This window comes from Pectobacterium hainanensis (assembly GCF_046237015.1).
Classification (GTDB): Bacteria; Pseudomonadota; Gammaproteobacteria; order Enterobacterales; family Enterobacteriaceae; genus JBJYIN01.
In genome coordinates this window covers 1-26,991 of the sequence record NZ_JBJYIN010000011.1, presented here as the reverse complement: position 1 = coordinate 26,991, position 26,991 = coordinate 1, and the positions used below count along the sequence as shown (strand labels likewise).

The window sequence follows — 26,991 nt, the reverse complement described above, 5'->3', positions numbered from 1 at the left end:
CCTAGACAGAGAGCATCGCCTGAAAGAGAAAAGGCCAGTCAGTGTGAACTGACTGGCCTTCAATTATTACAAGCTTATCTGTTACATCGCTTTTCTGGTCAGCTCGATAACGCGCAGCTTCGCAATTGCTTTTGTCAGCTCTGCGGAAGCCTGAGCATAGTCCACATCGCCATGCGAATTGCGGATATGTTCTTCAGCTTTGCGTTTCGCTTCCAATGCCCGCGCTTCATCCAGATCCTGACCACGGATAGCCGTATCTGACAACACGGTTACCATGTTTGGCTGCACCTCAAGAACACCGCCAGACAGGTAGATATACTCTTCTTCACCGTGCTGTTTAACGATACGAACCATACCAGGTTTAATGGCAGTGAGCAGAGGGGCATGTCCCGGATAAATACCCAGTTCGCCTTCGCTCCCCGTTACCTGGATCTTCTGAACCAGACCGGAGAACATTTGCTGTTCTGCACTAACGACATCCAGATGGTAAGTCATAGCAGCCATATCACCCTCCTACAAGGCGTTACAGTTTCTTGGCTTTTTCCACTGCTTCTTCAATGGAACCAACCATGTAGAACGCCTGCTCTGGCAGGTGGTCGTATTCGCCTTCCATAATCCCTTTAAAGCCACGGATAGTGTCTTTCAGAGAGACGTATTTACCTGGAGAACCGGTAAAGACTTCCGCTACGAAGAATGGCTGTGACAGGAAGCGCTGGATCTTACGCGCACGGGATACCACCAGCTTATCTTCTTCAGACAGCTCGTCCATACCCAGAATCGCGATGATATCTTTCAGTTCCTGATAACGTTGCAGAATAGACTGCACGCCACGCGCCACATCATAGTGTTCCTGACCCACAACCAATGGATCCAGCTGACGGCTGGTGGAATCCAGCGGGTCAACGGCCGGGTAGATACCCAGAGACGCGATCTGACGACTCAGTACCACGGTTGCATCCAAGTGAGCAAAGGTGGTGGCTGGAGACGGGTCAGTCAAGTCATCCGCAGGAACGTAAACGGCCTGAACGGAAGTGATAGAACCGGTTTTGGTTGAGGTGATACGTTCTTGCAGAACACCCATCTCTTCCGCCAGCGTTGGCTGATAACCTACCGCAGAAGGCATACGACCCAACAAAGCAGATACTTCCGTCCCAGCCAGGGTATAACGGTAGATGTTATCGACGAACAGCAGTACGTCACGGCCTTCATCACGGAATTTTTCCGCCATGGTCAGCCCGGTCAATGCGACACGCAGACGGTTACCTGGTGGCTCGTTCATCTGGCCATACACCAGTGACACTTTATCGATAACGTTGGAGTCGGTCATTTCGTGGTAGAAGTCGTTACCTTCACGGGTACGTTCACCTACGCCAGCAAACACAGAGTAACCAGAGTGCTCGATCGCGATGTTACGGATCAGCTCCATCATGTTTACGGTTTTACCTACGCCCGCACCACCAAACAGACCCACTTTACCGCCCTTGGCAAACGGACACATCAGGTCGATAACCTTGATGCCGGTTTCCAGCAATTCCTGTGAGTTTGACAGTTCTTCGTAGCTTGGCGCTGCACGGTGAATCGCCCAACGCTCTTCTTCGCCAATGTCGCCTTTCATGTCGACCGGTTCACCCAGCACGTTCATGATACGACCCAGCGTTGCTTTACCAACGGGAACTTCGATCGGGTGATCCAGGTTCACAACCGTCAACCCGCGACGCAGGCCATCAGAAGAACCCATTGAGATACAACGAACAACACCACCACCCAACTGCTGCTGTACTTCCAGCACTAATTTTTCAGCACCATTTTCTACCTCAAGCGCATCGTACACTTTAGGTACGGCATCTTGGGGGAATTCGACGTCCACCACGGCGCCGATTACCTGGATAATCTTTCCAGTAGCCATCTTGAATCCTCTACGTAATTCGACAATACGTAATTCGTAAACCTGCTTAAACCGCGGAGGCTCCCCCGACGATTTCGGTGAGTTCCTGGGTGATACTGGCCTGACGAGCTTTGTTGTATACCAACTGCAACTCTTTGATCAGACTACCGCCGTTGTCAGTCGCGGCTTTCATCGCAACCATTCGTGCGGCCTGTTCACTGGCCAAGTTTTCTACGACGCCCTGATAAACCTGAGATTCCACATAACGGCGCAACAGGGTATCCAGCAGCGACTTAGGATCGGGTTCATACAGGTAATCCCAGGCTTTCTTCTTCAACTCACCGTCATCTGAAGGCGGTAACGGCAACAGCTGAACAACGAGCGGTTCCTGAGACATGGTATTGATGAATTTGTTACTCACGATATACAGCTTATCCAGACGACCTTCGTCATAGGCTTGCAGCATAACTTTAACCGGACCGATCAATTCTGATACGGAAGGGTTATCCCCCATACCGGTAACCTGAGCAACGATGTTTCCACCTACCGAACCGAAGAAAGAAACCGCTTTGGAACCAATCAGCGCTAAATCAGTTTCAACGCCTTTGTCGCTCCAGGATTTCATATCAGCCAACAGTTTCTTGAACAGGTTAATGTTCAAACCACCGCATAGGCCACGGTCAGTAGACACCACCAAATACCCGACGCGCTTAACATCACGCTCCTCCAGGTACGGGTGCTTATATTCCAGATTCCCCAACGCAAGGTGACCAATCACATTGCGTATGGTTTCCGCATAAGGACGGCTGGCCGCCATACGATCCTGCGATTTACGCATTTTGGAAGCGGCGACCATTTCCATCGCTTTGGTGATCTTCTGCGTGTTCTGGACGCTTGCGATCTTACTACGTATCTCTTTTGCGCCGGCCATCTTTGCTTCTCCTCAAAGCCTTGCGGCCCGCTTTACAGCAGGCCACCGGGCGTTACCAGGACTGGGTTGCCTTAAAAGTATCGAGGATGTTTTTAAACTTGCCCTCGATCTCATCGTTATAAGCGCCAGTCTGGTCGATTTGTTGCAGAAGTTCGCCATGCTCACGGTCTGCATAAGCCAGCAGTGCCGCTTCAAAGCCACCGACTTTCGCCAGCTCTACGTCTTCCAGGTAACCACGTTCTGCCGCAAACAGAACCAGAGACTGCTGTGCGACTGACATCGGCGCATACTGTTTCTGTTTCAGCAGTTCGGTCACTTTCTGACCGTGGCTTAACTGTTTACGGGTCGCATCATCAAGATCGGAAGCAAACTGAGAAAACGCAGCCAGTTCACGATACTGTGCCAACGCGGTACGAATACCACCAGACAGTTTCTTCATGATCTTGGTCTGTGCTGCACCACCCACACGGGATACGGAGATCCCTGGGTTAACCGCAGGACGAATACCGGCGTTAAACAGGTTGGATTCCAGGAAGATCTGACCATCGGTAATAGAAATAACGTTGGTCGGAACGAACGCAGAAACGTCACCCGCTTGCGTTTCGATGATCGGCAGAGCCGTCAACGAACCGGTTTTACCCTTCACTTCACCCTTGGTGAATGCTTCAACGTAATCGGCGTTAACGCGCGATGCACGCTCCAGCAAACGGGAGTGAAGATAGAAAACATCACCAGGATAAGCTTCACGACCTGGCGGACGACGGAGCAACAGAGAAATCTGACGGTATGCAACGGCCTGTTTAGACAGGTCATCATAAATAATCAGCGCATCTTCACCACGGTCACGGAAATACTCGCCCATCGCACAACCGGCATACGGTGCCAGATATTGCAGAGCAGCAGACTCGGACGCGGTAGCGACGACGACAATGGTGTTTTCCAGTGCGCCATGCTCTTCCAGTTTACGCACCACGTTAGAAATCGTGGAGGCTTTCTGACCGATAGCGACATACACGCATTTAATGCCAGAATCACGCTGGTTGATGATCGCATCGATAGCCAGTGCAGTTTTACCCGTCTGACGGTCACCGATAATCAGCTCACGCTGACCACGACCGATTGGAATCATGGCGTCAACAGACTTATAGCCGGTCTGTACGGGCTCATCAACGGACTGACGTTCGATAACGCCAGGCGCAATCGCTTCAACCGCAGAGAAACCGTCATGATCCAATGGACCTTTACCGTCAATCGGCGCACCCAACGTATTCACGACGCGACCCAGTAGGCCGCGACCAACGGGAACTTCCAGAATACGACCGGTGCATTTTACTTTCATGCCTTCAGCCAGATCCGCATATGGACCCATCACCACCGCACCCACGGAGTCACGCTCCAGGTTCAGTGCGATCGCATAGCGGTTACCCGGCAGAGAAATCATCTCTCCCTGCATCACGTCAGCCAGACCGTGAACACGGATGATTCCGTCGCTGACGGAAACAATAGTACCTTCATTGTGAGCTTCGCTCACCACATTGAACTGAGCAATGCGCTGCTTGATCAGTTCGCTGATTTCGGTGGAATTCAGTTGCATGCTCCAGTCCCCTTAAGACTGCAAGACGTCTGCCAGACGATCCAGACGACCGCGAATGCTGCCATCTATCACCATATCGCCCGCGCGAATAATCACGCCAGCCATGACAGACTTATCAATTTTGCAATTCAGCTTCACTTTGCGTGACAGACGTTGTTCCATAGCAGTCGCTATCTTTGACAGCTGCTGCTCACTCAACGTGCTGGCAGAAACGACCTCGACGTCAACCGTCGATTCCTGCGCTGCCCGCAGTTGAATAAATTGTTCCAGTACTTCAGGAAGCACCAGTAAACGTCCGTTCTCGGCCATCACCCTAATCAGGTTCTGACCGGCTTCATCAAGTTGATCACCACAAACGGCAATGAACGTTTTGGCCAGTTCATTTGGCGCTACCGCACCAGAAAGCAACTCTGCCATTTGATCGTTACACGTTACTTCGGCCGTAAACGCCAGCATGGTCTGCCAGCGATCGATAGCCTGGTTCTCAACCGCAAAGTCAAAAGCTGCTTTGGCGTAGGGGCGAGCTACCGTGACAAATTCAGACATCAGCCCCTCCCTCCTTACAGTTCAGCGACCAGTTTATCAACGATGTCGCTGTTAGCAGCTTCATCCACGGAACGTTCAATAATTTTCTCGGCACCGGCAATAGCCAACATGGCGACTTGCTTACGCAACTCTTCACGCGCACGTTTACGTTCGGCTTCAATTTCAGCCTGCGCTTGCGCCACAATCTTGTTACGTTCAGCTTCCGCTTCCACTTTTGCTTCATCCAGGATCTGGGCACGACGTTTGTTCGCCTGCTCAATGATAACCTGGGCATCCGCTTTGGCTTTTTTCAGTTGGTCTGTCGCATTGGCCTGCGCTAAGTTCAAATCTTTTTTGGCACGTTCAGCAGAAGCCAGACCGTCAGCAATTTCTTTCTGACGCTTCTCGATGGCAGCCATCACTGGCGGCCATACATACTTCATGCAGAACCAGACAAACAGGACGAACGCAATGGCTTGGCCGAGGATTGTTGCATTAATATTCACAGCACAATGCCTCTTTCAAAGTTAAATAAGTTGATGTTTCGACCCCAGCAGAAAACATTCCCGCTTAAGCCACCGCAAACATCACATACAGGCCCAGACCAACAGCAATCATCGGGATGGCGTCAACCAGACCCATGACGATAAAGAACTGTGTACGCAGCAGAGGAATCAGGTCAGGCTGACGAGCAGCGCCTTCCAAGAATTTACCACCCAGAATGCCGATACCGATCGCAGCACCGATAGCCGCCAAACCCATCATCAAAGCGGCAGCCATGTACAGCAGATCCACACTCAGGTTTTCCATGACAGTCTCCAGTTTGTTTCAGTTAAAACGTTATTGTGTTGAAAGAAAATCAATGCTCTTCAGATGCCATCGAGAGATAAACAACCGTCAGAACCATGAAAATAAAAGCCTGAAGCGTAATAATCAAAATGTGGAAAATGGCCCAAGGCACATTCAACAACCATTGTGACCACCACGGTAACAAGCCGGCAATCAGGATGAAAATCAACTCACCCGCATACATGTTGCCAAACAGTCGCAAGCCAAGAGAAACCGGTTTGGACAGCAGGCTGACACCTTCAAGAATCAGGTTGATAGGAATAAAGACAGGATGATTGAACGGCTGCATGGTCAGTTCTTTAACAAAACCACCTACGCCTTTCATTTTGATGCTGTAAAACAGCACGAGAATAAATACGCCAAGCGCCATCGACAACGTAATATTCACATCAGCAGTTGGAACGGCACGCAGATAAGCATGAGCTGGGTCATAACCGAGTGCGCCATAAATCGCCGCCCAAAGTTGAGGCAACAGGTCAATCGGCAACAGATCCATCAGGTTCATTAGGAAAACCCAGACGAAGATGGTCAGCGCCAGAGGTGCAATTAGCTTACTTTTGCCATGGAACATATCACGAACATTGCCGTCAACGAAGCCGACAACGAGTTCAACGGCGGTTTGCAGTTTTCCCGGTACACCGCTGGTCGCATTTTTCGCCACCTTGCGGAAAATAACCAGAAAGAGGATCCCAAGAGCGACAGAGAAAAACATCGAATCAACATTGATCGACCAGAATCCCGTTCCCACCTGAAAATGCGTCAGGTGATGACCGATATACTCTTGAGGAGTAGAGATTTCTCCAGCTGCCATGATGTCTCTTACCCTTTTGTTGTTAATTACGGTAACGATTAATTACGATCGGAGCCACTATTTGTACCAGCAACACCGATAAATAAGTCAGGCCGAGCGGAAAAAAAGCCGCTTTAAATACACCTAACGCTGTGACCAGCAATCCAATGGCGATCAATACCTTAAATGCTTCACCGAGAGCAAATGACCAGGCGACCTTTCCATCCGCAGGTTTGTGAGACTGATGGCGTAAAGCAAACAGCACAAACAACACGTTCGGCAACCAGGCTGCCAATCCCCCACCTAATGCGGAAGCTCCTGCGCCAGCGCTATTAATACTGAAAATAGCGCTTAACAGCATAAAAGTCGCTAACTGCAACAACAACAGCTTTAACGCAGCTTTTCCGTCATAAAGAGATACAGACATTCGCTTCTCTCTCCGTACCTTCCAGAGGAATGCTGAATGATGTATAAAACTGCCTTTACACCATTGAGTCAAGCAGCAAAAAACGAGCAAATTATACGGGTCATCCTTGCGAATTCAATCGATAAGTAGCGAAAAGGTGAACAATTATTTAAATTTCTTTCAAGAACGCCGTTTTCACTAACTACTCTACTTGTTGATGCAAGGTGTCATTAATTTCAAAAGGCTTTCAATCTGTGATTTAACTCACATAAAAGCATTTACAATAATTTATAACCGAATCCGTTTTTTTTTGTCTTTAGCAAAAAAGGGGATTTACTGTATTAATTTTCAATCAGTTATAAACTATTCAATTCAAAACATCCAACAAACAACGTTTCAACCATCTATTGACATTATTGATATTATTTCTTTACCCAATTAACACAGAAACAACCAAATTTTCATGACAATGATTTATTTTCGCTCGTGATTATTCAACGTGAAATCAAAAAGGTAACGCTGAAAAAACACAGATGTAAAATTTCAGTGATCGCAGTACCGCCAATGCCCACCGTCGGAACAAACCAACAGACAGCATGACTCCCTCTATTTAGTTATTAATTTTTTGATAAAAAACAAAATTAGTTTGATTTAAGTACGACTAAATGTCGTTCGCCTTCCAACTCAGGAACCGATAAACGAACAACCTGATCCAACAGAACACCTTGCGGTAAGGCAGACAATTCCTCTTCAGGAAGTACGCCTTTAAGCGCATAAAAGCGCCCTTCGGATTTTGCCGGAAGGTGGCGGCACCAATTGACCATGTCTTGCAACGATGCAAAAGCGCGGCTAATAACGCCATCGAAAGGAGGCTCAGCAGGGAAAACCTCAACTCGACTCTGTACCGGAGTAATATTTTCCAACTGTAGCTCATGCTGCACCTGGCGTAAAAAGCGAACGCGTTTACCCAGGCTGTCCAGTAACGTAAAATGCGATGCGGGACGAACGATTGCCAATGGGATCCCCGGTAATCCAGGACCTGTACCCACATCGATAAAACGTTGTCCATTCAAATAGGGTTCCACCACGATACTGTCCATAATATGGCGGATAAGCATCTGTCGTGGCTCACGAACGGAAGTCAAATTATAAGCTTTATTCCATTTATTCAGCATCTCAACATACTGTATCAGCAGATTTTTTTGTTTATCAGAGATCGAAATCCCCGCACTGTTCAGCAGATTATTGAGTGTGTTATGCACAATAAGATCCTGGAAATATTCGAAAAAGAGGAAGACAGCCGATAGTCGGCTGTCCAGAGAATGGTGATCTAGGCTAAATCAAGCACTGCGGCGCAGCAATCCTTGTTTTTTTAGCCAAACCAGAAGGATTGATATCGCAGCGGGAGTAATTCCAGAAATTCGCGACGCTTGTCCAATGGAAGTCGGTTTGTGATCGTTCAGTTTAGCAATCACCTCGTTAGACAGACCATTGACCTGACTATAATCCAAATCAACGGGTAGAAGCGTATTTTCATTGCGCAGTTGTTTTTCAATTTCATCCTGCTGACGAGCGATATACCCTTCGTATTTAACCTGAATCTCAACCTGTTCAGCCGCTTGTTCGTCTGCAAGAGCCGGAGCAAACAATGGCAAATTTGTTAATACTGCATAATCCACTTCGGGACGACGCAAGAGCTCTTCTCCATTTGCTTCACGTGATAACGGCGTTTTCAGCAGAGTATTAACCTGTTCCAACTGTTCTGATTGAGGATGAACCCGAATATCGCGTAAACGCTGACGCTCTTTTTCTATATTTTCCAGTTTCTCATTGAAACGAGCCCAGCGGTGATCGTCTACCATCCCCAGCTCACGTCCAATTTCAGTCAACCGTAAATCCGCATTATCTTCACGTAACATCAACCGATATTCAGCACGTGAAGTAAACATACGATAAGGTTCTTTCGTTCCCAAGGTGCAAAGATCATCGACTAATACGCCCAAATAGGCCTGATCACGACGTGGAGACCATCCATCCTGCTCAAAAGCAAAACGAGCCGCATTCAACCCTGCCAACATTCCTTGGGCAGCTGCTTCTTCATAACCCGTTGTGCCGTTGATCTGACCGGCGAAAAACAGACCATGAACATGCTTATTTTCCAGCGTCGGTTTTAAATCTCGGGGATCGAAAAAATCATACTCAATAGCGTATCCAGGACGGACAATACGAGCGTTCTCCATGCCGGTCATGGAACGCACAATTTGCCACTGAACATCGAATGGCAAACTGGTTGAAATCCCATTGGGATAAATTTCATTACTGGTTAGCCCTTCAGGCTCCAGAAAGATCTGATGTGAATTGCGATCGGCAAAACGCATAACTTTATCTTCGATCGATGGACAGTAACGTGGCCCGATCCCCTCTATCACGCCTGCATACATTGGGCTGCGATCCAAATTATTCCGGATCACTTCATGCGTTTTTTCATTGGTATGCGTGATATAACACGGCATCTGCGCTGGATGTTGACTGGCGTTGCCCAGAAAAGAAAAAACGGGCATGGGATTATCACCATGCTGTTGAGCCAACACGCTAAAATCGATCGTTCTGGCGTCAATACGCGGTGGCGTCCCGGTTTTCAGCCGGTTAACGCGCAAAGGCAGCTCACGCAGGCGACGAGCGAGTGGAATGGAAGGAGGATCGCCTGCCCGTCCGCCGCTGTAGTTATCCAGACCAATGTGAATTTTCCCGTCCAGGAAGGTACCAACCGTTAAAACAACAGCATTGGCGCGGAATTTTAGCCCCATTTGGGTTACAGCGCCGGTAACGCGATCGTTTTCAACAATGAGATCGTCTACCGCTTGTTGGAAGATCATTAAATTAGGTTGGTTTTCTAAGGCTGTACGGATCGCTTGCCGGTACAACACCCGGTCAGCTTGAGCCCGAGTGGCTCTAACGGCTGGGCCTTTACTAATGTTTAGTATCCTAAACTGAATACCGGCTTGATCGACAGCGCGAGCCATCAATCCCCCCATGGCATCAATTTCTTTAACCAGATGACCTTTTCCAATACCACCAATTGCTGGGTTGCAAGACATTTGTCCCAGCGTATCAATGTTATGTGTTAGTAAAAGGGTTTTACGTCCCATTCGAGCCGAAGCCATTGCTGCTTCGGTTCCCGCATGACCACCACCGATAACGATGACGTCAAATGGATCTGGATAAAACATGGTACTGCTCCTCGCACAGTTGCGAATGATTAGCGGCGAATGACCGTTATTTGCCCGGGGTGGGGATTCTACTCAACTTTACTCAAACGACCAAGCATGTTGGATCGTCGTTAATTAAAGAAAGATCTTTTTATTTAAAGATCTCTTTATTAGATCTCTTATTAGGATCGTCTTGTCATGTGGATAAGTGATCATTTCTTATGAAGATCAATTTATTAGTAAGGATCATTAGCTGTGAATGATCGGTGATCCTATCGCGTATAAGCTGGGATCTTAATAGCTAGTTATACACAGATTAAAAAGTAAACATGGGTTGTTATCGGGATAACTACTGCTTTTACACTGGTAAAAAGCATAGTTATACACATTCGTTTGCTTGTTATTTAACCTTATTTGAATAAAACCACCCACGATCCCAACCACTCTTCTGCGGGATCTTCTGGTATTTCATGTTTGGTAATGTCGATCTGTAATAATTCCCCGATCCTTTGTGCGCCAAGCTGGGTTAACGTACGATCCGCAGTAAGGATCGCGCCACAGAATGTATCGTATTCTCTGCTGCCAATACCGACAGCCCCAAAACGAACCTGTGAAAGATCCGGCTTTTGTTGTTCCAGCTGCTTAAACAAAGGCTGTAAATTATCAGGAAGATCGCCTGCGCCATGCGTTGATGTCACGACCAACCAGAGACCGTTATTCGGCAGTTCATTGAGTTCGGGTCCATGCAACGTTTCCGTTGAGAAGCCAGCTTGTTCCAGCAATTCAGCCAAATGCTCAGCCACATATTCTGCACCACCTAACGTGCTGCCGCTGATTACGGTAATGTCTGCCATAGCGATCCCATCAAATAAAAGACGTGGCATTGTACGCTGTGATCTAGCTGGGATCTACCTGTGGATAATAAGGGTATAGTAAAAAAGATTTATGGCTTGATCGTCCGCATAATGGGGTTTTGCAGGGAGATGAGCGTTTCAGTTGACTGAATTTCATCAATTGTTTGGATCTTGTTGATAAGTACATGCTGCAATGCATCGATTGAACGACACATGACCTTGATAAAGATGCTGTAATGGCCCGTGGTATAATACGCTTCGACCACTTCTTCCAGGTTGTTCAGTTTTTCCAGCGCGGAAGGGTAATCTTTGGCGCTTTTCAGAATGATGCCGATAAAGCAACACACATCGTAGCCGAGCTGTTTTGGATTTACGTCAAGGCGTGTTCCGGCAATGATGCCTGCCTGTTTCATCTTTTCGACTCGGACGTGAATAGTTCCTGGGCTGACGTTAAATTGTTTTGCCAATTCGGCATAAGGTGTCCGAGCGTTTTCCATTAATGCCGAAAGGATGTCCCGATCGAGATTATCGATCTGATAAATTTCTGCCATTTTTTGCCTCCTTAATTATCGAATCATCATTATATACCGCTATAAAATAATGAATTGTATTTATAACCCTCATTTTTCCATAAGATTATTGAATGGCATGCGGTTTTTATTGCTTAATAAGCGACTAAAGTAGTTAACGAGAATACGGCAATGAAAAAACAATATATTAAAAAGCAACAGCAAATCAGTTTCGTTAAATCATTTTTCTCTAATCAGTTAGAACAAAAGCTGGGACTGATTGAAGTTCAGGCTCCGATTCTCAGCCGTATCGGTGATGGTACACAGGATAATCTGTCTGGGATGGAAAAAGCGGTACAGGTAAAGGTCAAAGCATTACCGGATGCGTCCTTTGAAGTGGTGCACTCTCTGGCTAAATGGAAGAGAAAAACGCTGGGATCTTATGATTTCGGGGCGAGTGAAGGGATCTACACACATATGAAGGCCCTGCGACCTGATGAAGATCGTCTTAGCCCGATCCACTCAGTGTACGTTGATCAGTGGGATTGGGAACGTGTGATGGGCGATGGTGAACGTCATGTGGATTATCTGAAATCGACGGTTACGCAGATTTATAAAGGGATTAAGGAAACGGAAGACGCTGTTTATCGCGCTTTTGGCATTCAGCCTTTCCTACCGGATACCATTCAGTTTGTACACACTGAATCTCTTTTGGCGCGCTACCCCGATCTGGATGCAAAAGGGCGCGAACGGGCGATTGCCAAAGAATTGGGGGCTGTCTTCCTGATCGGAATTGGTGGAAAGCTGTCTAGTGGTCAGTCTCATGATGTACGAGCACCAGATTATGATGACTGGACAACACCGGGCGAACAGGGATTAGCCGGTTTGAACGGCGATATCTTGGTATGGAACCCTGTATTGAATGATGCTTTTGAACTTTCTTCTATGGGGATTCGTGTTGATGCTGCGACGCTGAAACGTCAATTGTCTCTGACACAAGATGAAGATCGTCTGAAATTGGAATGGCATCAAGCGCTGTTACGTGGGGAAATGCCGCAGACTATTGGTGGTGGGATTGGTCAATCACGATTGGTGATGTTGTTATTACAATTGTCTCACATTGGTGAGGTTCAGTGCGGTGTGTGGCCATCGTCTCTGAAAGAGTCGATTCCCGGCCTTCTGTAATTACGCTTGCTTGTGTTGCCAGCGGCGCATCAAGCGGCTTTTTAACCCGGTATCAAAGCGCCAGATATGATCGAAAATGCGCATGATGCCGGGTTTGCCATGATTGGACATAGATACGGCATGAAAACGATGTTGAAGCTGCTTCTGACGCTGGCGTACTTTGCTAATGATTTCGTCCGGTAAACGCTGAGCGATAAAATCAGAAATCACCACGGCATCGGCATCATGCCACTGTGCGTCCTCCATCTTATCCAGCAAGGCTGACAGACAAGCGCTCATATCTGTGCCACCACGGAAAGACTGGCTGAGAAAACGTATCGCCTGTTCTAACCCGTCGGCCGATGTAAGTTCATATTTCACGATGCTTGTTGAAAACAGCATAATGTAGCAGCGCCTATTATCTGCCAGCGCAATGCGCAATAACGCCAGACAAAAGGCTTTGGCGCAGCGTTCGTTGAATCCGCCCATGGAGCCAGAGGTATCGACACAGACGATAAAAGGGCCGCGGGGTTGACGTTCATTTTTTTGATGGATGACGGGTCTTTCTGTTGTTTTTTCGCGCCAGTTTTCACCTTGTAAACGATAGGTGAGTAGACGATGTTCCAACAGGCGGCGGTAAAATTCATATTCCAGTTCGTCAATACTCATGGTAGCCAGTTCTGCTGGCAGTAAGCGGAGGATATCATCACTTTGATGGATACCGCTGACCTCTTCCGGAACGGTGGCCGGTTCGCGAACCATGACGTTAAAGGTTTCTTTGGGGGCATCCTGACTCAGGATGGATTTGGTTTCGCGACTACGCCCCAACCGTTCTGCCAAACGCTGTAATACAGGCTGCTTCTGTAAAAATGCGCCAAAATCCAGTAGTAATTGGACGTCAGACTTAACGTGTTGGCCTGCGCTGAGATCCCATAACCTGCCTGCCGCATTCTCATTTTCGGCAAGAATCGGTTCTAGTTTTCCACTTAGCGTCAGCCGCTGTTGCAGCTCATCCAACAGCGTTTCTCGCTCCTGTTCCATAATCTGATGGTGTAAGGAAAGCGTTTGTAACGTCAGGCTCAACCGCCAGCGCTGTAGAAATAGGGTATGCAGCGCACTACTGAGTTTTTGACCAACGGTTTGGTCCTGATGATTAACTAATTGATCGGCTTGCTTCAGAAAAGGTGACTCAACGTTATTCAGCATATCCATGATTTTGGGTATACGAGTCTGAAACCCTTGATTATCGACAGCTTGGGTACGCTGGTAGCAATTAAATTCTGTTTCCAGCTCTAACGGGACGGGAGTGCTGTGCAGACGCTGCTTTAGATTTGCTTTCCAATCAGGCAGCTTATTTAACAAGGCCGATTTGAGATTCGGGTATTTATCAAAGAAAATGGCCAACTGAGGGGTTGCTAATAATGTGACGATCAGATCGTCCAACAGTTCGTTTTCATCGATAGATAGCAACACTTCCAGTGATTCAAGCGTTATCATGCTGACCTAATCCTGTTCCGACTGTTGGAGCTGTTCAGCGACCTGTTGCAAACTGGCTTCTATCCTGGCCAGCCACTCGCTTGGCACGAATAAACATGGCTGATGTTGACCAAATAACCGACGTTGCTCACGTAACTGGAGATGAAGCTTTTTATATTCTTCGATGATTTCCGTTGGAAGTGTGCAATCGCGTTTTTCAGGAAGGGAAAGAATGGAAGATTGCAGGCTGATATCCCGAATAATCAGATGCCGTCGATCGTCTACGACCAGATCTAACCGTTGGGTAAAGCCTATACCGTTAAGTTTTCCCCTTATCTCTCCTCCTTTTTGTAGCCAGTTTTGTAAAGCGCTACGCTCAATAATCAGATGGCTGACTTCAAGATCATTCAGAATTAATGGTCGTTGCAGAACCAGATTTAGCGAATCATCAGTAAGTGCTTCAGGCAGAGAATAGTGGAATTTCCTCCCCAGAAAAGCGCTGTGTTTTTCTACGGATAAAGCCTGAGACTCACTTTGTTGTAATTGGTACTGCTGACGTTTGAGGTTCAGTTGTTGCAGGTGATACATCAAACTCTGTTGTTGATAAGCCTGCTCGGTAACAAGTTGCTCTATTTGTTGCTCCACCAATAACAACGAATCATGATCGTGCCAAAGGCAATCTTTCAGAAGAATGATATCGATGGGGGTAATACTTTCCCGTCCGCTGAAAAACGCACAGGCCTGAAGTAAACGTAATGCTTTCTTCCAACGGCGGTCGGATACATAAGGCGCTTGTTCTAGGTTATCCAGTCGCTGACGCAACTGATAAATCAGCTCGAAACAGTTATCTGGCAACGCAACCTGGTCAATCTCGTTTTGCCAGCCTTGATATTCTTCATCGCTGACGCTGAGTGAAGGGCTGACGGGATTTTCTCTGTCGTTGCTGCTATTGACCAGTAAAGCCTGAAAATTATGTTTTTCCTGAACTTTGTCCAGCCACAAACGAATGAGCATCCGGTCATACAGTGCTTCCAGGCTGCTGTCTGTCTCGGGTAATTCATTGGAAGCGGTAACCAGAAGGCGCATCGGAATGCGGTCTTCGCTGTTGCCATTACGGAAACGACGTTCGTTAATGGCAGTGAGTAGCGTATTCAGAATGGCAGGGCCAGCTTTCCAGATCTCATCCAGAAAAACGATCTCAGCTTCAGGCAAATAACCTGCAGTTAAACGTTGATAACGTCCTTCATCTTTTAACGCCTGAATCGATAATGGACCAAAAACCTCTTCCGGCGTAGAAAACCGAGTCATCAGATATTCAAAAGCATTAGCCTGACGAAATGCGAATTTTAATCGTCTGGCGATCATGCTTTTTGCTATGCCTGGCGGACCTAACAGAAAAACACTCTCACCACTTAATGCGGCTAACAGGCATAAACGAATGGCGTGTTGCCGTTCGTACAGTCCCTGCTCAAGTGCATTGCTGAGTCGTGAAATTCTTTCAGCTAACGCGGTGGATTGAAGCATAATTAATCAATTATTCTCTCGGTGTTTTGCTCAAAAACGGACGGTTCAAAAATGAACGGTCATCTTCAGGAAAGCCTGATTTTTACCTAAACGCCGCATCTTATGAGCGCAACGTATTTTATAAAGACAATAGTAACAATAAACGGCAGATCACAGATTTTTATTAGTACATAGTTGTCGATTATTTACCCTTGTAGGCGTGATTAATCAATAAACGACCTTTTACAGAATGTTTCATCTTCCCCAGTCATCAACTCAATAACCAGTGCAGATATACGCATGCGGCTTGGTCTGGATGGGGATAAACACAGGCTCTTACATTTTTTGTGTATCGCACCGTTTCGTGCATAACATAGCTTTATACATACTGTGCGCTTCTAGTGGCGTAGATGTTTCGCCCGCTATTTGCTGATCGAATTGATAACAGAAGATAGGTTTATGAGCTCAGAACATAAACGTTCGCTTCCGGCTGTCACGCTGGCGGCCATCGGGGTGGTTTATGGCGATATAGGAACCAGCCCGCTTTATACGTTAAGGGAATGTTTATCAGGGCAGTTTGGCTTTGGGGTCGAACCTGATTCGGTCTTTGGCTTTCTTTCACTGATCTTTTGGCTGTTGGTTCTTGTTGTTTCGCTGAAATATTTGACCTATGTGATGCGTGCCGATAACGCAGGCGAAGGTGGGATTCTTACCTTAATGTCGCTAGCCGGGCGCAATACTTCTGATCGCATGACGTCCGTGCTGGTTATCATGGGGTTGATTGGCGGCAGTTTCTTCTATGGGGAAGTGGTCATCACGCCCGCGATCTCGGTGATGTCGGCGATGGAAGGGTTGGAAATTGCCGCGCCGTCGATGGACAGCTATATCGTCCCGCTATCGATTGTCGTGCTGACGTTACTCTTTATTATCCAAAAACACGGCACTGGCAGTGTCGGCAAGCTGTTTGCGCCCGTGATGCTAATTTGGTTTTTGACGCTTGGCGTTCTGGGTGCGCGCAGCATTATCGCTAACCCCGAGGTCTTGCAGGCGTTGAACCCGATGTACGCCGTACGTTTCTTCATCGAATATAAGGCGGTATCGTTTTTTGCGCTAGGGGCGGTGGTGCTGGCCATTACCGGTGTCGAGGCGCTGTATGCCGATATGGGACACTTCGGCAAATTCCCTATCCGTCTGGCTTGGTTTACGGTCGTGCTGCCGTCGCTGGTATTAAATTACTTCGGGCAGGGTGCGCTGCTGTTGAAGAATCCAGAAGCGATCAAAAACCCCTTCTTCCTGCTTGCGCCAGATTGGGCGCTGGTTCCACTGATGATATTGGCTACGCTGGCGACAATCATCGCTTCACAAGCGGTGATTTCCGGCGTGTTCTCTCTGACCCGTCAGGCGGTGCGGCTGGGCTATTTACCGCCGATGCGTATCGTACACACGTCAGATATGGAATCCGGTCAGATTTACATTCCTGCTATTAACTGGATGCTCTATATCGCCGTCGTCATCGTAATTGTCAGCTTTGAGCATTCGAGTAATCTGGCTGCGGCTTACGGGATTGCGGTAACGGGTACGATGGTGATTACCAGCATTCTGTTCTGTACGGTGGCAGTGAAGAATTGGCTATGGCATCGCTATTTTGTGTGGATATTGCTGATCGGGTTGCTATTTATTGATGTGCCGATGTTCCTGGCTAATGTAGTAAAAGTGCTGTCTGGAGGATGGTTACCGCTGGCGTTAGGGATGGTGATGTTTATCATCATGACCACATGGAAAAGCGAGCGTTTCCGACTGCTGCGTCGTTTGCATGAGCATGGTAATTCGTTGGATGCCATGATTATTTCACTGGAAAAATCACCGCCGCTGCGTGTGCCAGGGACGGCGGTTTATTTGTCACGGGCAATTCATGTCATTCCTTTTGCACTTTTACATAACCTCAAACATAACAAGATATTGCATGAGCGCGTGGTCTTATTGACGATGCGGACTGAAGATGCGCCTTATGTGCTCAATGCCCGTCGGGTTTCTGTTGAACAACTTTCCCCCACTTTTTGGCGTGTGATTGCCAATTACGGCTGGCGTGAGACACCTAATGTGGAAGAAGTCTTTCATCGTTGTTGGCAGGATGGACTGACTTGCCAAATGATGGAGACCTCTTTCTTTATGTCCAATGAATCAATAACCATGGGTAAACGTCCGTGGTATTTGCGTGTGCGCGGCAAGCTATTCATGATGCTCAGCCGCAATGCGCTACGAGCAGCGGATCAGTTCGAAATACCGCCGAACCGGCTGATTGAGCTGGGGATACAGGTCGAGATTTAAAAACTCAAGTTGCTTACTGATGAGCGGTGATAATGGGGGAGATCGTAAAGACGTTGTGAATACGTCCCTGTACGCTCGGATTGCGCCATCCATGGCGCAAACGCTTTACTCTTCTCTCCCATTATCGCCGTTTTCATTCTGAAGCTAGGTTTTACCAATTTATGGCGACAATCAGCCCGCCTTCGGGTTGGTTGGTGAACGTGACTCGCATCTTGTGCAGTTTGGCGATGTTGTTGACGATGGATATCCCCAGACCACTACCGGATTTTTCCTGTCCCGGTGGACGGTAAAAGCGTTCTCCGATTCTTGCCAGCGCTTCCTCGCTGATGCCCGGTCCGTTATCGGCTACCTTAAAGCCGTGTTCCGTTAGTGCCAGACTGACCGTACCGCCTTCATGGCTATAGCGAATGGCGTTATCCAGCAGATTACGCACCAGCAGAGCCAGCAACAGCGGATGGCCTTGTCGGGTAACCGGGGTGTCCGGTAAATCCAGCGTCAGTTCGATCCCGGCGGTTTGCGCCGTATGATAATGGGCAATCACTGCCTGTTGCAGTAAGTCATTAAACTGAACGGGCTGCATCTCTTCGGGGGATGAATCGGCATCCAGCCGCGACAGCGTCAGGAGTTGCTCCACCAGCCGGGTGGCCCGATCGATCCCTTTGTCCAGATTGATTAAGGCATGGCGGCGCATGGTTTCATCGTCATGCGCCAACTGCGCGACTTCGGTTTGAACTTTCAGCGCCGCCAGCGGGCTACGCAATTCGTGAGCGGCATCAGAGGTAAAACGACGTTCTCGAACCAGCATGTCGCTGATACGAGAAAACAGATGGTTCAGCGCGTTAACCAGCGGGCGAACTTCTTGTGGAATATGCTGTGTCGCCAGCGGTGTGCTTTCGTCAGGGGAACGTCGCTGAAGCTCGGCGGTTATACGTTTTAGCGGCGAGAGTTCACGCGTGATCAGCCAGAATAGTAGCGCGAGCATGATCGGCAGAGCGAATAGCCAGGGCATCAGGTTGGTTTTTACAATATCTAACGTCATGTCCTGACGGTATTCCCATTCCTGACCTACCGCAATCACGTAACTATTGTCCTCTGTGGTTAGCCAGACGATGCGCCAGGCATCGTCATCGTCGCGTAATTTGCCGTCGGTGAAGCCGTTACGCTTATAGTCAAAAATGAAATTTTTGCCGTTATCGCCGTCGTTCAACACCATTTTCCCATCGCGGGTAAAAATAGCGAAGGCCAGCGCATCATCGTCCTGCTTGCCGCGGTTCTTATGCACCAAACTCTTGGTTTTGGGCAGAGATACTGGCTGGATTCGCAGTTCATCGGGATTCATGGTAGCCAGACGTTTGGCAAACAACATTTGCTGAGTATCAAATAGTTCATTGATGTTATGGCGCGTTTGATACCATGCCAGCAGACTGGCTATGCCCCAGCAAATCAATGTCAGCAGTGTAAAACCGGTAATCAGGCGTAAGCGCAGGCTGAGTCGGTTCATGGCGCGTCTCCCAGAATATAGCCAACGCCATGTACGGTACGGATAAATCCGCTGCCCAGTTTTTTGCGCAGGTGGTGGATGTGGACTTCTACTGCATTGCTGGAAACATCGTCATCCCATCCGTAGAGCTTTTCTTCCAACTGCGCGCGCGTTAGCACGCGGTTTGGGTTGAGCAAAAACAGTTCCAGCAGCGCCAGTTCGCGGGATTTTAGTATCAGCGGTTCATTGTTTAGCGTGACGCTTCGCGAGCCTGGCTCAAGGGAAACCGCACCGTGCGTTAGTGTGGATTGGAGCTGGCCGTGGCGGCGGCGAATCAGCGCTTGCAGACGAGCAGCAACCTCCGTCAGCGCAAAGGGCTTACATAAATAATCATCGGCACCCTGCTGCAACCCTTCCACACGCTGTTCCAGCGCATCGCGAGCGGTCAGAATCAGCACCGGTTCATCATGTCCCGCCTGACGCCACTGGCGCAGGATATCCATACCGTCCATACCCGGCAGGCTGAGATCGAGCACAACCGCATCATAGGGCGCAGCCTTCAAGGCAGCGGCACCCGCTTTGCCTTCCGTAAACCAGTCAATATTAAAACCAAGTTTGATTAATCCTGCTTTCAGGCCGTCGCCAATCAGGCGATCGTCTTCAATTAACAATATTCTCATGGCTGCCTCACAGGGAATGTGCCGCTGTCGCGTTTGCGCCTTTTCCGGTTTTTATACGAAATAGAGGGGCGGCATGTACAGGACAAATCGCTGAAATCGGGCGATTTCGGCAAGATAAAAAAATAAAAATGCAGACGCTGATTCCTTAAGATTCTGTTAAGAACGGTTTGTTTTAATCCTTCCCGAAGACCGATTACTCCCGCAGGTTGACTGCGAAATAGTTGACCGTGAAACGACAGGTAAAATAAGGAAGGTAAATATGAAAAAAGCAGCTGCGTTACTTGCCATTACCGCTCTGGTTTCTGCTCCGGTATTTGCTGCACAAAGCGGCGGTGGTTTCGTCAACCCTGAAACGCCGACGGTTAGCACACATAAAGGGGGATTCATCGATTCGCAGAACTCCCTCACGACGGTAGATAAGGCTAAAGATCTGCGTGACGACAGTTGGGTTACGCTGAGCGGCAATATTGAAAAGCGGATCGGTGATGAGAACTACCTGTTCCGCGATGCGACGGGCACGATGGAAGTCGAGATCGATCACAAGCGCTGGAATGGTCAGATGGTTTCACCCACCGATAAAGTGGAAATTCAGGGTGAACTGGATAAAGACTTCAATTCCGTCGAACTGGATGTGAAGCAGATTCGTAAACTCTAAATCGTTATCCTTAATTCCCTATTGGCGGGCTTTTACCCGCCATTTCTCGATTTATCAATCTTCTACAATGGTCTCTCGTTATCTTTATTTTTGTTAGCGAAACGTTTCGATACTGATCACACTTTTTTTATCTCTTCGTTGCCTTTCCCTCTTCTTTTCCTAGAATATCACCAGCGAAACGTTTCGCTAGTGGGGTAAGAAGATGAAAAAAGCAGCACTATTGAACGCAGATATTTCTTCCGTGATTGCTCGGCTGGGCCATACCGATAGCCTTGTTATTGGCGATGCGGGGTTGCCTATTCCTAACACGACAACGCGTATCGATCTGGCACTGACGCACAATGTGCCGACGTTTTTACAGGTGGTGAGTGTGGTCACCAGTGAAATGCAGGTCGAGGCCGCCATTCTGGCGGAAGAGATGATTGAAAAGAACCCCACAATCCATAACGCATTACTCGATCAATTGAAGCAACTTGAACAACACCAGGGAAACTCAATTGCATTGCACTATGTTAGCCATGAAGAATTCAAAACCCAAAGCGGCAAAAGCCGGGCCATCATTCGCAGCGGAGAGTGCTCTCCGTATGCCAATGTCATCCTTTGTGCTGGCGTAACGTTCTGAGGCATCCATGCAACCTTTACTGCAACTGCAAGGCATCACGAAATCTTTTCCCGGCGTTAAAGCGCTTTCCGGTGCGGCACTCAATGTCTATCCGGGAAAAGTGATGGCGCTGGTGGGTGAGAATGGTGCGGGAAAATCCACCATGATGAAAGTGTTGACCGGGATCTATCGTAAAGATGCCGGCAGCATCCATTTTCTGGGGCAGGAGGTGGATTTCAACGGGCCGAAAGCGTCCCAGGAAGCAGGTATCGGTATCATCCATCAGGAACTTAACCTGATTCCCCAGCTCACGATTGCCGAGAATATCTTTCTTGGTCGTGAATTTACCAACCGCTTTGGCCGTCTCGACTGGAATAAGATGTATGCGGAAGCCGACAAGCTGCTGAAGCGCCTTAATCTGCGCTACGACAGCCGTCGTATGGTCGGAGAGTTATCGATTGGCGATCAGCAAATGGTGGAAATTGCCAAGGTGCTGAGCTTTGAATCGAAAGTCATCATCATGGATGAACCCACTGATGCGCTGACGGATACCGAAACCGCTTCGCTATTTAGTGTCATCAAAGAGCTGCAATCTCAGGGATGTGGCATTGTCTATATTTCCCACCGTCTGAAAGAAATCTTTGAAATCTGCAATGACATTACCGTGTTCCGCGATGGCCAGTTTATCGGCGAGCGCCCGGTCAGTGACTTAGAGGAAGATACGCTGATTGAAATGATGGTGGGCCGCAAGCTGGAAGATCAGTATCCGCGTTCGAGTAAAGCGCCGGGAGCGGTCCGCCTTAAGGTGCAAAACCTGTCCGGACCGGGGGTCGACAGCGTCAATTTTACGGTGCGAAAAGGTGAAATCCTCGGCGTGGCGGGGCTGATGGGCGCGGGTCGTACCGAGTTGATGAAGATCCTCTACGGCGCACTACCCCGTACTGGCGGTAATGTGACGCTTGATGGCCGCGACGTGGTAACCCGAAAACCGCAGGATGGTTTGGCGAACGGCATCGTTTACATCTCGGAAGACCGTAAGCGTGATGGCCTGGTGTTGGGCATGTCGGTAAAAGAAAACATGTCGTTAACGGCATTGCGCTATTTCAGCCATGCAGGCGGTCGTCTCAAGCACGCTGAAGAGCAACTGACGGTTGCCGACTTTATTCGCCTGTTCAACGTGAAAACGCCTTCGATGGAGCAGCCAATCGGCCTGCTTTCCGGCGGTAATCAGCAGAAAGTGGCGATTGCTCGCGGCCTGATGACGCGCCCCAACGTATTGATCCTCGATGAACCGACGCGTGGCGTCGATGTCGGGGCGAAGAAAGAAATTTATCAGTTAATCAACCAATTCAAAGAAGAAGGGCTGAGCATCATTTTGGTGTCATCCGAAATGCCCGAAGTATTGGGAATGAGCGATCGCATCATTGTTATGCATGAAGGGCGCTTGAGCGGTGATTTCCCGATTGAACAAGCAACCCAGGAAGTACTGATGGCTGCGGCCGTTGGTAAGCAATACGGCGCAAAGCAGGAGTAAGTCAGACATGAGTTCTCAATCTATCACGGCAAAACGCTGGTTCAGCAAAGAGTGGTTACTGGAGCAGAAATCGCTGATTGCGCTCCTAATCCTTATTGCGATTGTTTCCGCTATGAGCCCTAACTTTTTCACTCTGAACAACCTGTTCAATATTCTTCAGCAGACGTCAGTGAACGCTATCATGGCGGTTGGCATGACGCTGGTCATTCTGACCTCGGGCATCGATTTGTCGGTGGGGTCACTGCTGGCGTTGACCGGTGCGGTCGCGGCTTCCATTGTCGGGCTTGAAGTCAATGCGCTGGTGGCGGTATTTGGCGCACTGGCGCTGGGCGCGCTGATTGGCGCGGGCACCGGTATCATTGTTTCCAAAGGCAAAGTGCAGGCGTTTATCGCTACGCTGGTCATGATGCTGTTGCTACGCGGCGTGACGATGGTCTATACCAATGGTAGCCCGATTAATACCGGCTTTTCCGATGTGGCAGATGCGTTTGGTTGGTTTGGTATCGGCCGTCCGCTGGGTATTCCGACGCCAATCTGGATCATGGCTATCGTGTTCGCGGCGGCCTGGTACATGCTGCACCATACTCGTCTGGGACGCTATATCTATGCGTTAGGCGGCAACGAATCCGCCACCCGTTTGTCCGGTATCAGCGTTGATAAAATCAAGATCATTGTCTACTCCCTCTGTGGACTGTTGTCTGCCTTGGCGGGAATCATCGAAGTCGCACGTTTGTCCTCTGCACAGCCTACGGCAGGGACAGGGTATGAGCTGGATGCCATCGCGGCTGTGGTATTAGGCGGTACCAGTCTGGCTGGAGGAAAAGGGCGTATCGTTGGCACGTTGATCGGTGCACTCATCCTTGGCTTCCTCAACAACGGGCTGAATTTACTAGGTGTTTCTTCTTACTACCAAATGATCGTTAAAGCCGTCGTCATCTTGCTGGCGGTTCTGGTAGATAACAAAAGCAGTAAATAACCTTCATTCACACAGGAATTGCGTTATGAAAATGAAAAAGCTGGCTACTCTGGTTTCCGCTGTTGCGCTGAGCGCGACTGTCAGTGCTAATGCGTTGGCCAAAGATACGGTTGCGCTGGTGGTGTCTACGCTGAATAACCCGTTCTTTGTTTCAATGAAAGAGGGGGCGCAGAAAGAAGCCGACAAACTGGGTTACGAACTGATTGTCCTGGATTCCCAAAATAACCCAGCCAAAGAACTGGCTAACGTTCAGGATTTGACGGTGCGTGGCACCAAAGTTCTGTTGATCAACCCAACTGATTCTGATGCGGTCGGTAATGCGATCAAAATGGCCAATCAGGCCAAGATCCCTGTTATTACGCTGGACCGCGTTGCCAGCAGTGGTGAAGTGGTGAGCCACGTTGCTTCTGATAACGCCTTTGGTGGTAAAGTTGCCGGTGACTTCATTGCCAAGAAATTGGGTGAAAGCGCTAAAGTGATTCAGTTGGAAGGGATTGCCGGAACGTCTGCTGCACGTGAGCGTGGCGCTGGCTTTATGAAATCGGCTGAGAAAAATAAATTCGCGATGCTGGCCAGCCAGCCTGCTGATTTCGATCGTACGAAAGGGCTGAATGTGATGCAGAACCTGCTGACCGCACACCCAGATGTTCAGGCTGTATTTGCCCAGAACGATGAAATGGCGCTGGGTGCACTGCGTGCGCTGCAAACGGCGGGTAAAACCGATGTACTGGTTGTTGGTTTTGACGGTACTCAGGATGGTGTGAAGGCTGTTGAGTCAGGCAAGCTGGCGGCAACCGTTGCTCAGCGTCCCGATCAGATCGGTGTGATTGGTATCGAGACCGCAGCGAAAGTGCTGAAAGGTGAAAAAACGCAGGCCATCATTCCGGTTGACCTGAAGCTGGTAGCAAAATAATTAAAGAATAAAGCAGGGCTCGCGCCACCCGTTTGTGGTGGCGCATTATTAACGTAGCGGGATTCGACATAATGAAAACGGGTAAACTGGTGGTGCTGGGCAGTATTAATGCTGACCATATTCTCAATCTTGAGCAATTTCCCCGCCCGGGCGAAACGGTGCTCGGTGAGCAATATAGCGTTGCTTTCGGTGGGAAAGGCGCCAATCAGGCCGTTGCCGCTGGCCGAAGTGGTGCTGATATTGCTTTTATTGCCTGTGTCGGAGTCGATGATATCGGTGCCCGTATTTGTCAGCAGCTATCCAAGGACAATATTGATGTTTCCGCCGTTGAGGCTATCTCCGGGGAAACAACTGGTGTTGCGCTGATTTTTGTTAACGCCGACGCTGAGAATATGATTGCGATTAATGCAGGCGCAAATGCTGCGGTGTCGCCTGATTACCTTCATCGTCATCAGCAACACATTATTGATGCTTCTGCGTTGCTTATGCAGCTTGAGTCGCCGTTGGAAACGGTTATTGCGGCCGCTAAACTAGCGCATGAACACCAAACAAAAGTGATTCTGAACCCCGCACCTGCCCGCGAACTGCCCGATGAATTGTTATCGCTGGTCAATATGATCACGCCGAATGAAACCGAAGCACAGTTCCTGACGGGAATTACCGTTGAGACGGAAGACGATGCGGCTCGCGCAGCACAGGTTCTGCACGATAAAGGCATTGAAACGGTTCTCATCACATTGGGTAGCCGTGGCGTATGGTTAAGTGAAAACGGTCAGGGTCAGCGAATTCCGGGATATCGTGTAAAAGCCGTGGATACTATCGCCGCTGGCGATACCTTTAATGGCGCGTTAGTGACTGCATTGCTGGAAAATAAACCCATGTCCTCCGCCGTCAAATTTGCCCATGCGGCAGCGGCGATCGCTGTGACTCGCCGAGGCGCTCAGCCCTCTGTACCGTGGCGTGAAGAGATCGACGCATTTTTGCAAACCCAGGGGTGATCTTTGGCCACCATGAAAGATGTCGCCCGTCTGGCGGGCGTTTCTACTTCTACCGTATCTCACGTCATAAATAACAACCGCTTTGTCAGCGATACCATTCGCGAAAAAGTGATGAAGGCCGTTGAGGATCTCAACTATGCGCCGTCTGCGCTAGCCAGAAGTCTGAAAATAAACCAGACCCGCACCATAGGCATGTTGCTCACTGCCAGTAATAACCCGTTTTATGCCGAAGTGGTTCGTGGTGTAGAGCGCTGCTGTTATGAGCGAGGTTATAGCCTGATTCTGTGCAACACCGAAGGCGATCGCGACAGAATGAGCCATAGTCTCGAAACGCTGCTGCAAAAGCGGGTCGACGGTGTACTGCTGATGTGCACCGAAAGCCATCGCCCTTTGCCTGAAATGATGAGCCGCTATCCTTCTATACCTATGGTCATGATGGATTGGGCACCTTTTGAAGGCGTCATGGACGTTATTAAAGATAACTCTCTGCTCGGTGGGGAGATCGCGACCAATTACCTCATTTCTCGTGGCTATAAAAAGATAGCCTGCATTGCGGGTCCGAAAGATAAGACGACCGCCTATAACCGATTAGAAGGTTATCGACAGGCGATGCAGCTCGCTGGGCTATTTATTCCCGCTGACTATGAAATTTTCGGCGATTTTGAGTTTGAAACGGGTTATCGCGCTATGCAGCAGTTATTGGCGTTGGATGATAAACCTGAAGCCGTGTTCACTAGCAATGACGCGATGGCTGTTGGGGTTTACCATGCGCTTTATCAGGCGGGGCTTTCGATTCCTCAAGACATGGCGGTTGTGGGATACGATGATATTGAGCTGGCCCGTTACATGTCTCCGCCTCTTACTACCGTTCATCAACCCAAGGACGAACTCGGCGAATTAGCTGTTGATACCCTCTTGTATCGTTTGGATCACCCTAATACTGAGCCAAATGTCTTGGTGTTAACGCCGGAATTAATGGTTCGCCAGTCTGTACGGTGAAGATTTCGCCCAGCTAGCGGTGAAAAATCCGGCATAACGCCGCCTTTTACTGCGCTTTGCTGAAAAAATCCCCACTCGATAATTTTTTTGCATTTAGCGCTTGTCAGGCGGCGAGAAGTCCCTATAATGCGC

At 48.8% G+C, this 26,991-nt stretch carries 26 protein-coding genes; 9 read left to right on the top strand and 17 right to left on the bottom strand.

What is annotated here, in order from left to right:
• Nucleotides 1–81: 81 nt before the first annotated feature.
• From ACKPVM_RS12490 to asnC, 13 genes are all read right to left on the bottom strand, one after another.
• On the bottom strand, nt 82–495 hold the full coding sequence (locus tag ACKPVM_RS12490; protein WP_168709767.1) for a F0F1 ATP synthase subunit epsilon: 414 nt from the start codon (nt 493–495) through the stop codon (nt 82–84).
• Between the two features lie 28 nt (nt 496–523).
• Nucleotides 524–1,906: a F0F1 ATP synthase subunit beta gene (gene atpD / locus ACKPVM_RS12485; RefSeq protein ID WP_409309375.1), complete on the bottom strand. Its 1,383-nt coding sequence runs from the start codon at nt 1,904–1,906 to the stop codon at nt 524–526.
• Between the two features lie 46 nt (nt 1,907–1,952).
• Complete coding sequence (atpG, locus tag ACKPVM_RS12480; RefSeq protein WP_409309374.1) at nt 1,953–2,816, bottom strand: F0F1 ATP synthase subunit gamma; 864 nt, start codon at nt 2,814–2,816, stop codon at nt 1,953–1,955.
• Nucleotides 2,817–2,868: 52 nt separating this feature from the next.
• The gene (atpA, locus tag ACKPVM_RS12475; RefSeq protein WP_409309373.1) at nt 2,869–4,410 is read right to left on the bottom strand and encodes a F0F1 ATP synthase subunit alpha; all 1,542 of its coding nucleotides are present in this window, start codon (nt 4,408–4,410) and stop codon (nt 2,869–2,871) included.
• Nucleotides 4,411–4,422: 12 nt separating this feature from the next.
• Nucleotides 4,423–4,956, bottom strand: coding sequence for a F0F1 ATP synthase subunit delta (gene atpH, locus ACKPVM_RS12470; RefSeq protein ID WP_409309372.1), 534 nt, complete (start codon nt 4,954–4,956; stop codon nt 4,423–4,425).
• Between the two features lie 14 nt (nt 4,957–4,970).
• Nucleotides 4,971–5,441 carry a F0F1 ATP synthase subunit B gene (atpF, locus tag ACKPVM_RS12465; RefSeq protein WP_409309371.1) on the bottom strand — a complete coding sequence of 157 codons (471 nt, stop codon included), beginning with the start codon at nt 5,439–5,441 and terminating at the stop codon, nt 4,971–4,973.
• A gap of 64 nt (nt 5,442–5,505) precedes the next feature.
• Complete coding sequence (gene atpE / locus ACKPVM_RS12460; RefSeq protein ID WP_005976545.1) at nt 5,506–5,745, bottom strand: F0F1 ATP synthase subunit C; 240 nt, start codon at nt 5,743–5,745, stop codon at nt 5,506–5,508.
• A 49-nt stretch (nt 5,746–5,794) separates the two neighbouring features.
• Nucleotides 5,795–6,595 (bottom strand): F0F1 ATP synthase subunit A, encoded by an 801-nt coding sequence (atpB, locus tag ACKPVM_RS12455; RefSeq protein ID WP_409309370.1) that lies wholly within the window; start codon nt 6,593–6,595, stop codon nt 5,795–5,797.
• 22 nt (nt 6,596–6,617) lie between these two features.
• Nucleotides 6,618–7,001: a F0F1 ATP synthase subunit I gene (gene atpI, locus ACKPVM_RS12450; protein ID WP_409309369.1), complete on the bottom strand. Its 384-nt coding sequence runs from the start codon at nt 6,999–7,001 to the stop codon at nt 6,618–6,620.
• A gap of 620 nt (nt 7,002–7,621) precedes the next feature.
• Nucleotides 7,622–8,242 carry a 16S rRNA (guanine(527)-N(7))-methyltransferase RsmG gene (rsmG, locus tag ACKPVM_RS12445; RefSeq protein WP_409309368.1) on the bottom strand — a complete coding sequence of 207 codons (621 nt, stop codon included), beginning with the start codon at nt 8,240–8,242 and terminating at the stop codon, nt 7,622–7,624.
• Nucleotides 8,243–8,320: 78 nt separating this feature from the next.
• Complete coding sequence (gene mnmG / locus ACKPVM_RS12440) at nt 8,321–10,210, bottom strand: tRNA uridine-5-carboxymethylaminomethyl(34) synthesis enzyme MnmG (protein WP_409309367.1); 1,890 nt, start codon at nt 10,208–10,210, stop codon at nt 8,321–8,323.
• A gap of 389 nt (nt 10,211–10,599) precedes the next feature.
• Complete coding sequence (gene mioC, locus ACKPVM_RS12435) at nt 10,600–11,043, bottom strand: FMN-binding protein MioC (RefSeq protein ID WP_409309366.1); 444 nt, start codon at nt 11,041–11,043, stop codon at nt 10,600–10,602.
• 89 nt (nt 11,044–11,132) lie between these two features.
• The gene (asnC, locus tag ACKPVM_RS12430; protein ID WP_409309365.1) at nt 11,133–11,594 is read right to left on the bottom strand and encodes a transcriptional regulator AsnC; all 462 of its coding nucleotides are present in this window, start codon (nt 11,592–11,594) and stop codon (nt 11,133–11,135) included.
• 150 nt (nt 11,595–11,744) lie between these two features.
• Between asnC and asnA the strand changes: the two genes are divergently transcribed.
• Nucleotides 11,745–12,737, top strand: coding sequence for an aspartate--ammonia ligase (asnA, locus tag ACKPVM_RS12425; protein WP_409309364.1), 993 nt, complete (start codon nt 11,745–11,747; stop codon nt 12,735–12,737).
• On the opposite strand, the gene viaA is transcribed toward asnA, so the two are convergent.
• Both viaA and ravA read right to left on the bottom strand, forming a co-directional pair.
• Nucleotides 12,738–14,213, bottom strand: a complete 1,476-nt coding sequence (gene viaA / locus ACKPVM_RS12420) for an ATPase RavA stimulator ViaA (RefSeq protein WP_409309363.1) — start codon at nt 14,211–14,213, stop codon at nt 12,738–12,740.
• Between the two features lie 6 nt (nt 14,214–14,219).
• Nucleotides 14,220–15,716 (bottom strand): ATPase RavA, encoded by a 1,497-nt coding sequence (gene ravA / locus ACKPVM_RS12415; protein ID WP_409309362.1) that lies wholly within the window; start codon nt 15,714–15,716, stop codon nt 14,220–14,222.
• A 438-nt stretch (nt 15,717–16,154) separates the two neighbouring features.
• Here ravA and kup point away from each other — a divergent pair, with 438 nt between their 5' ends.
• Complete coding sequence (gene kup, locus ACKPVM_RS12410; RefSeq protein ID WP_409309361.1) at nt 16,155–18,023, top strand: low affinity potassium transporter Kup; 1,869 nt, start codon at nt 16,155–16,157, stop codon at nt 18,021–18,023.
• Nucleotides 18,024–18,174: 151 nt separating this feature from the next.
• On the opposite strand, the gene qseC is transcribed toward kup, so the two are convergent.
• Entirely contained in the window at nt 18,175–19,524 is a 1,350-nt protein-coding gene (gene qseC / locus ACKPVM_RS12405) for a quorum sensing histidine kinase QseC (protein WP_409309360.1), read from the bottom strand.
• A complete protein-coding gene (qseB, locus tag ACKPVM_RS12400; RefSeq protein ID WP_409309359.1) occupies nt 19,521–20,183 on the bottom strand; it encodes a quorum sensing response regulator transcription factor QseB in 663 nt (220 codons plus the stop codon). The genes qseC and qseB overlap by 4 nt, the downstream gene beginning before the upstream one ends.
• 259 nt (nt 20,184–20,442) lie before the next feature.
• On the opposite strand from qseB, the gene ACKPVM_RS12395 reads away from it, so the two are divergent.
• The 7 genes from ACKPVM_RS12395 (at nt 20,443) to rbsR (ending at nt 26,859) form a co-directional block, all read left to right on the top strand.
• Nucleotides 20,443–20,838 carry a YgiW/YdeI family stress tolerance OB fold protein gene (locus ACKPVM_RS12395; RefSeq protein WP_409309358.1) on the top strand — a complete coding sequence of 132 codons (396 nt, stop codon included), beginning with the start codon at nt 20,443–20,445 and terminating at the stop codon, nt 20,836–20,838.
• Nucleotides 20,839–21,040: 202 nt separating this feature from the next.
• Complete coding sequence (rbsD, locus tag ACKPVM_RS12390; protein WP_409309357.1) at nt 21,041–21,460, top strand: D-ribose pyranase; 420 nt, start codon at nt 21,041–21,043, stop codon at nt 21,458–21,460.
• A 7-nt stretch (nt 21,461–21,467) separates the two neighbouring features.
• Nucleotides 21,468–22,973 carry a ribose ABC transporter ATP-binding protein RbsA gene (gene rbsA, locus ACKPVM_RS12385; protein ID WP_409309356.1) on the top strand — a complete coding sequence of 502 codons (1,506 nt, stop codon included), beginning with the start codon at nt 21,468–21,470 and terminating at the stop codon, nt 22,971–22,973.
• Nucleotides 22,974–22,980: 7 nt separating this feature from the next.
• Nucleotides 22,981–23,949 (top strand): ribose ABC transporter permease, encoded by a 969-nt coding sequence (rbsC, locus tag ACKPVM_RS12380; RefSeq protein WP_409160012.1) that lies wholly within the window; start codon nt 22,981–22,983, stop codon nt 23,947–23,949.
• 25 nt (nt 23,950–23,974) lie between these two features.
• A complete protein-coding gene (gene rbsB / locus ACKPVM_RS12375) occupies nt 23,975–24,862 on the top strand; it encodes a ribose ABC transporter substrate-binding protein RbsB (protein WP_409309355.1) in 888 nt (295 codons plus the stop codon).
• Between the two features lie 71 nt (nt 24,863–24,933).
• The gene (gene rbsK, locus ACKPVM_RS12370) at nt 24,934–25,860 is read left to right on the top strand and encodes a ribokinase (RefSeq protein WP_409309354.1); all 927 of its coding nucleotides are present in this window, start codon (nt 24,934–24,936) and stop codon (nt 25,858–25,860) included.
• A 3-nt stretch (nt 25,861–25,863) separates the two neighbouring features.
• The gene (rbsR, locus tag ACKPVM_RS12365) at nt 25,864–26,859 is read left to right on the top strand and encodes a ribose operon transcriptional repressor RbsR (protein WP_409309353.1); all 996 of its coding nucleotides are present in this window, start codon (nt 25,864–25,866) and stop codon (nt 26,857–26,859) included.
• Nucleotides 26,860–26,991 lie beyond the last annotated feature (132 nt).

Coding starts and splice junctions, on each gene's coding strand:
- atpE (WP_005976545.1), bottom strand. CDS start 5,745: ATGGAAAACCTGAGTGTGGATCTGCTGTACATGGCTGCCGCTTTGATG.
- mnmG (WP_409309367.1), bottom strand. CDS start 10,210: ATGTTTTATCCAGATCCATTTGACGTCATCGTTATCGGTGGTGGTCAT.
- rbsD (WP_409309357.1), top strand. CDS start 21,041: ATGAAAAAAGCAGCACTATTGAACGCAGATATTTCTTCCGTGATTGCT.
- ACKPVM_RS12490 (WP_168709767.1), bottom strand. CDS start 495: ATGACTTACCATCTGGATGTCGTTAGTGCAGAACAGCAAATGTTCTCC.
- rbsA (WP_409309356.1), top strand. CDS start 21,468: ATGCAACCTTTACTGCAACTGCAAGGCATCACGAAATCTTTTCCCGGC.
- ACKPVM_RS12395 (WP_409309358.1), top strand. CDS start 20,443: ATGAAAAAAGCAGCTGCGTTACTTGCCATTACCGCTCTGGTTTCTGCT.
- qseC (WP_409309360.1), bottom strand. CDS start 19,524: ATGAACCGACTCAGCCTGCGCTTACGCCTGATTACCGGTTTTACACTG.
- rbsC (WP_409160012.1), top strand. CDS start 22,981: ATGAGTTCTCAATCTATCACGGCAAAACGCTGGTTCAGCAAAGAGTGG.
- atpG (WP_409309374.1), bottom strand. CDS start 2,816: ATGGCCGGCGCAAAAGAGATACGTAGTAAGATCGCAAGCGTCCAGAAC.
- qseB (WP_409309359.1), bottom strand. CDS start 20,183: ATGAGAATATTGTTAATTGAAGACGATCGCCTGATTGGCGACGGCCTG.
- mioC (WP_409309366.1), bottom strand. CDS start 11,043: ATGGCAGACATTACCGTAATCAGCGGCAGCACGTTAGGTGGTGCAGAA.
- atpA (WP_409309373.1), bottom strand. CDS start 4,410: ATGCAACTGAATTCCACCGAAATCAGCGAACTGATCAAGCAGCGCATT.
- viaA (WP_409309363.1), bottom strand. CDS start 14,213: ATGATAACGCTTGAATCACTGGAAGTGTTGCTATCTATCGATGAAAAC.
- ravA (WP_409309362.1), bottom strand. CDS start 15,716: ATGCTTCAATCCACCGCGTTAGCTGAAAGAATTTCACGACTCAGCAAT.
- asnA (WP_409309364.1), top strand. CDS start 11,745: ATGAAAAAACAATATATTAAAAAGCAACAGCAAATCAGTTTCGTTAAA.
- rbsB (WP_409309355.1), top strand. CDS start 23,975: ATGAAAATGAAAAAGCTGGCTACTCTGGTTTCCGCTGTTGCGCTGAGC.
- asnC (WP_409309365.1), bottom strand. CDS start 11,594: ATGGCAGAAATTTATCAGATCGATAATCTCGATCGGGACATCCTTTCG.
- kup (WP_409309361.1), top strand. CDS start 16,155: ATGAGCTCAGAACATAAACGTTCGCTTCCGGCTGTCACGCTGGCGGCC.
- atpH (WP_409309372.1), bottom strand. CDS start 4,956: ATGTCTGAATTTGTCACGGTAGCTCGCCCCTACGCCAAAGCAGCTTTT.
- atpI (WP_409309369.1), bottom strand. CDS start 7,001: ATGTCTGTATCTCTTTATGACGGAAAAGCTGCGTTAAAGCTGTTGTTG.
- atpD (WP_409309375.1), bottom strand. CDS start 1,906: ATGGCTACTGGAAAGATTATCCAGGTAATCGGCGCCGTGGTGGACGTC.
- atpB (WP_409309370.1), bottom strand. CDS start 6,595: ATGGCAGCTGGAGAAATCTCTACTCCTCAAGAGTATATCGGTCATCAC.
- rbsK (WP_409309354.1), top strand. CDS start 24,934: ATGAAAACGGGTAAACTGGTGGTGCTGGGCAGTATTAATGCTGACCAT.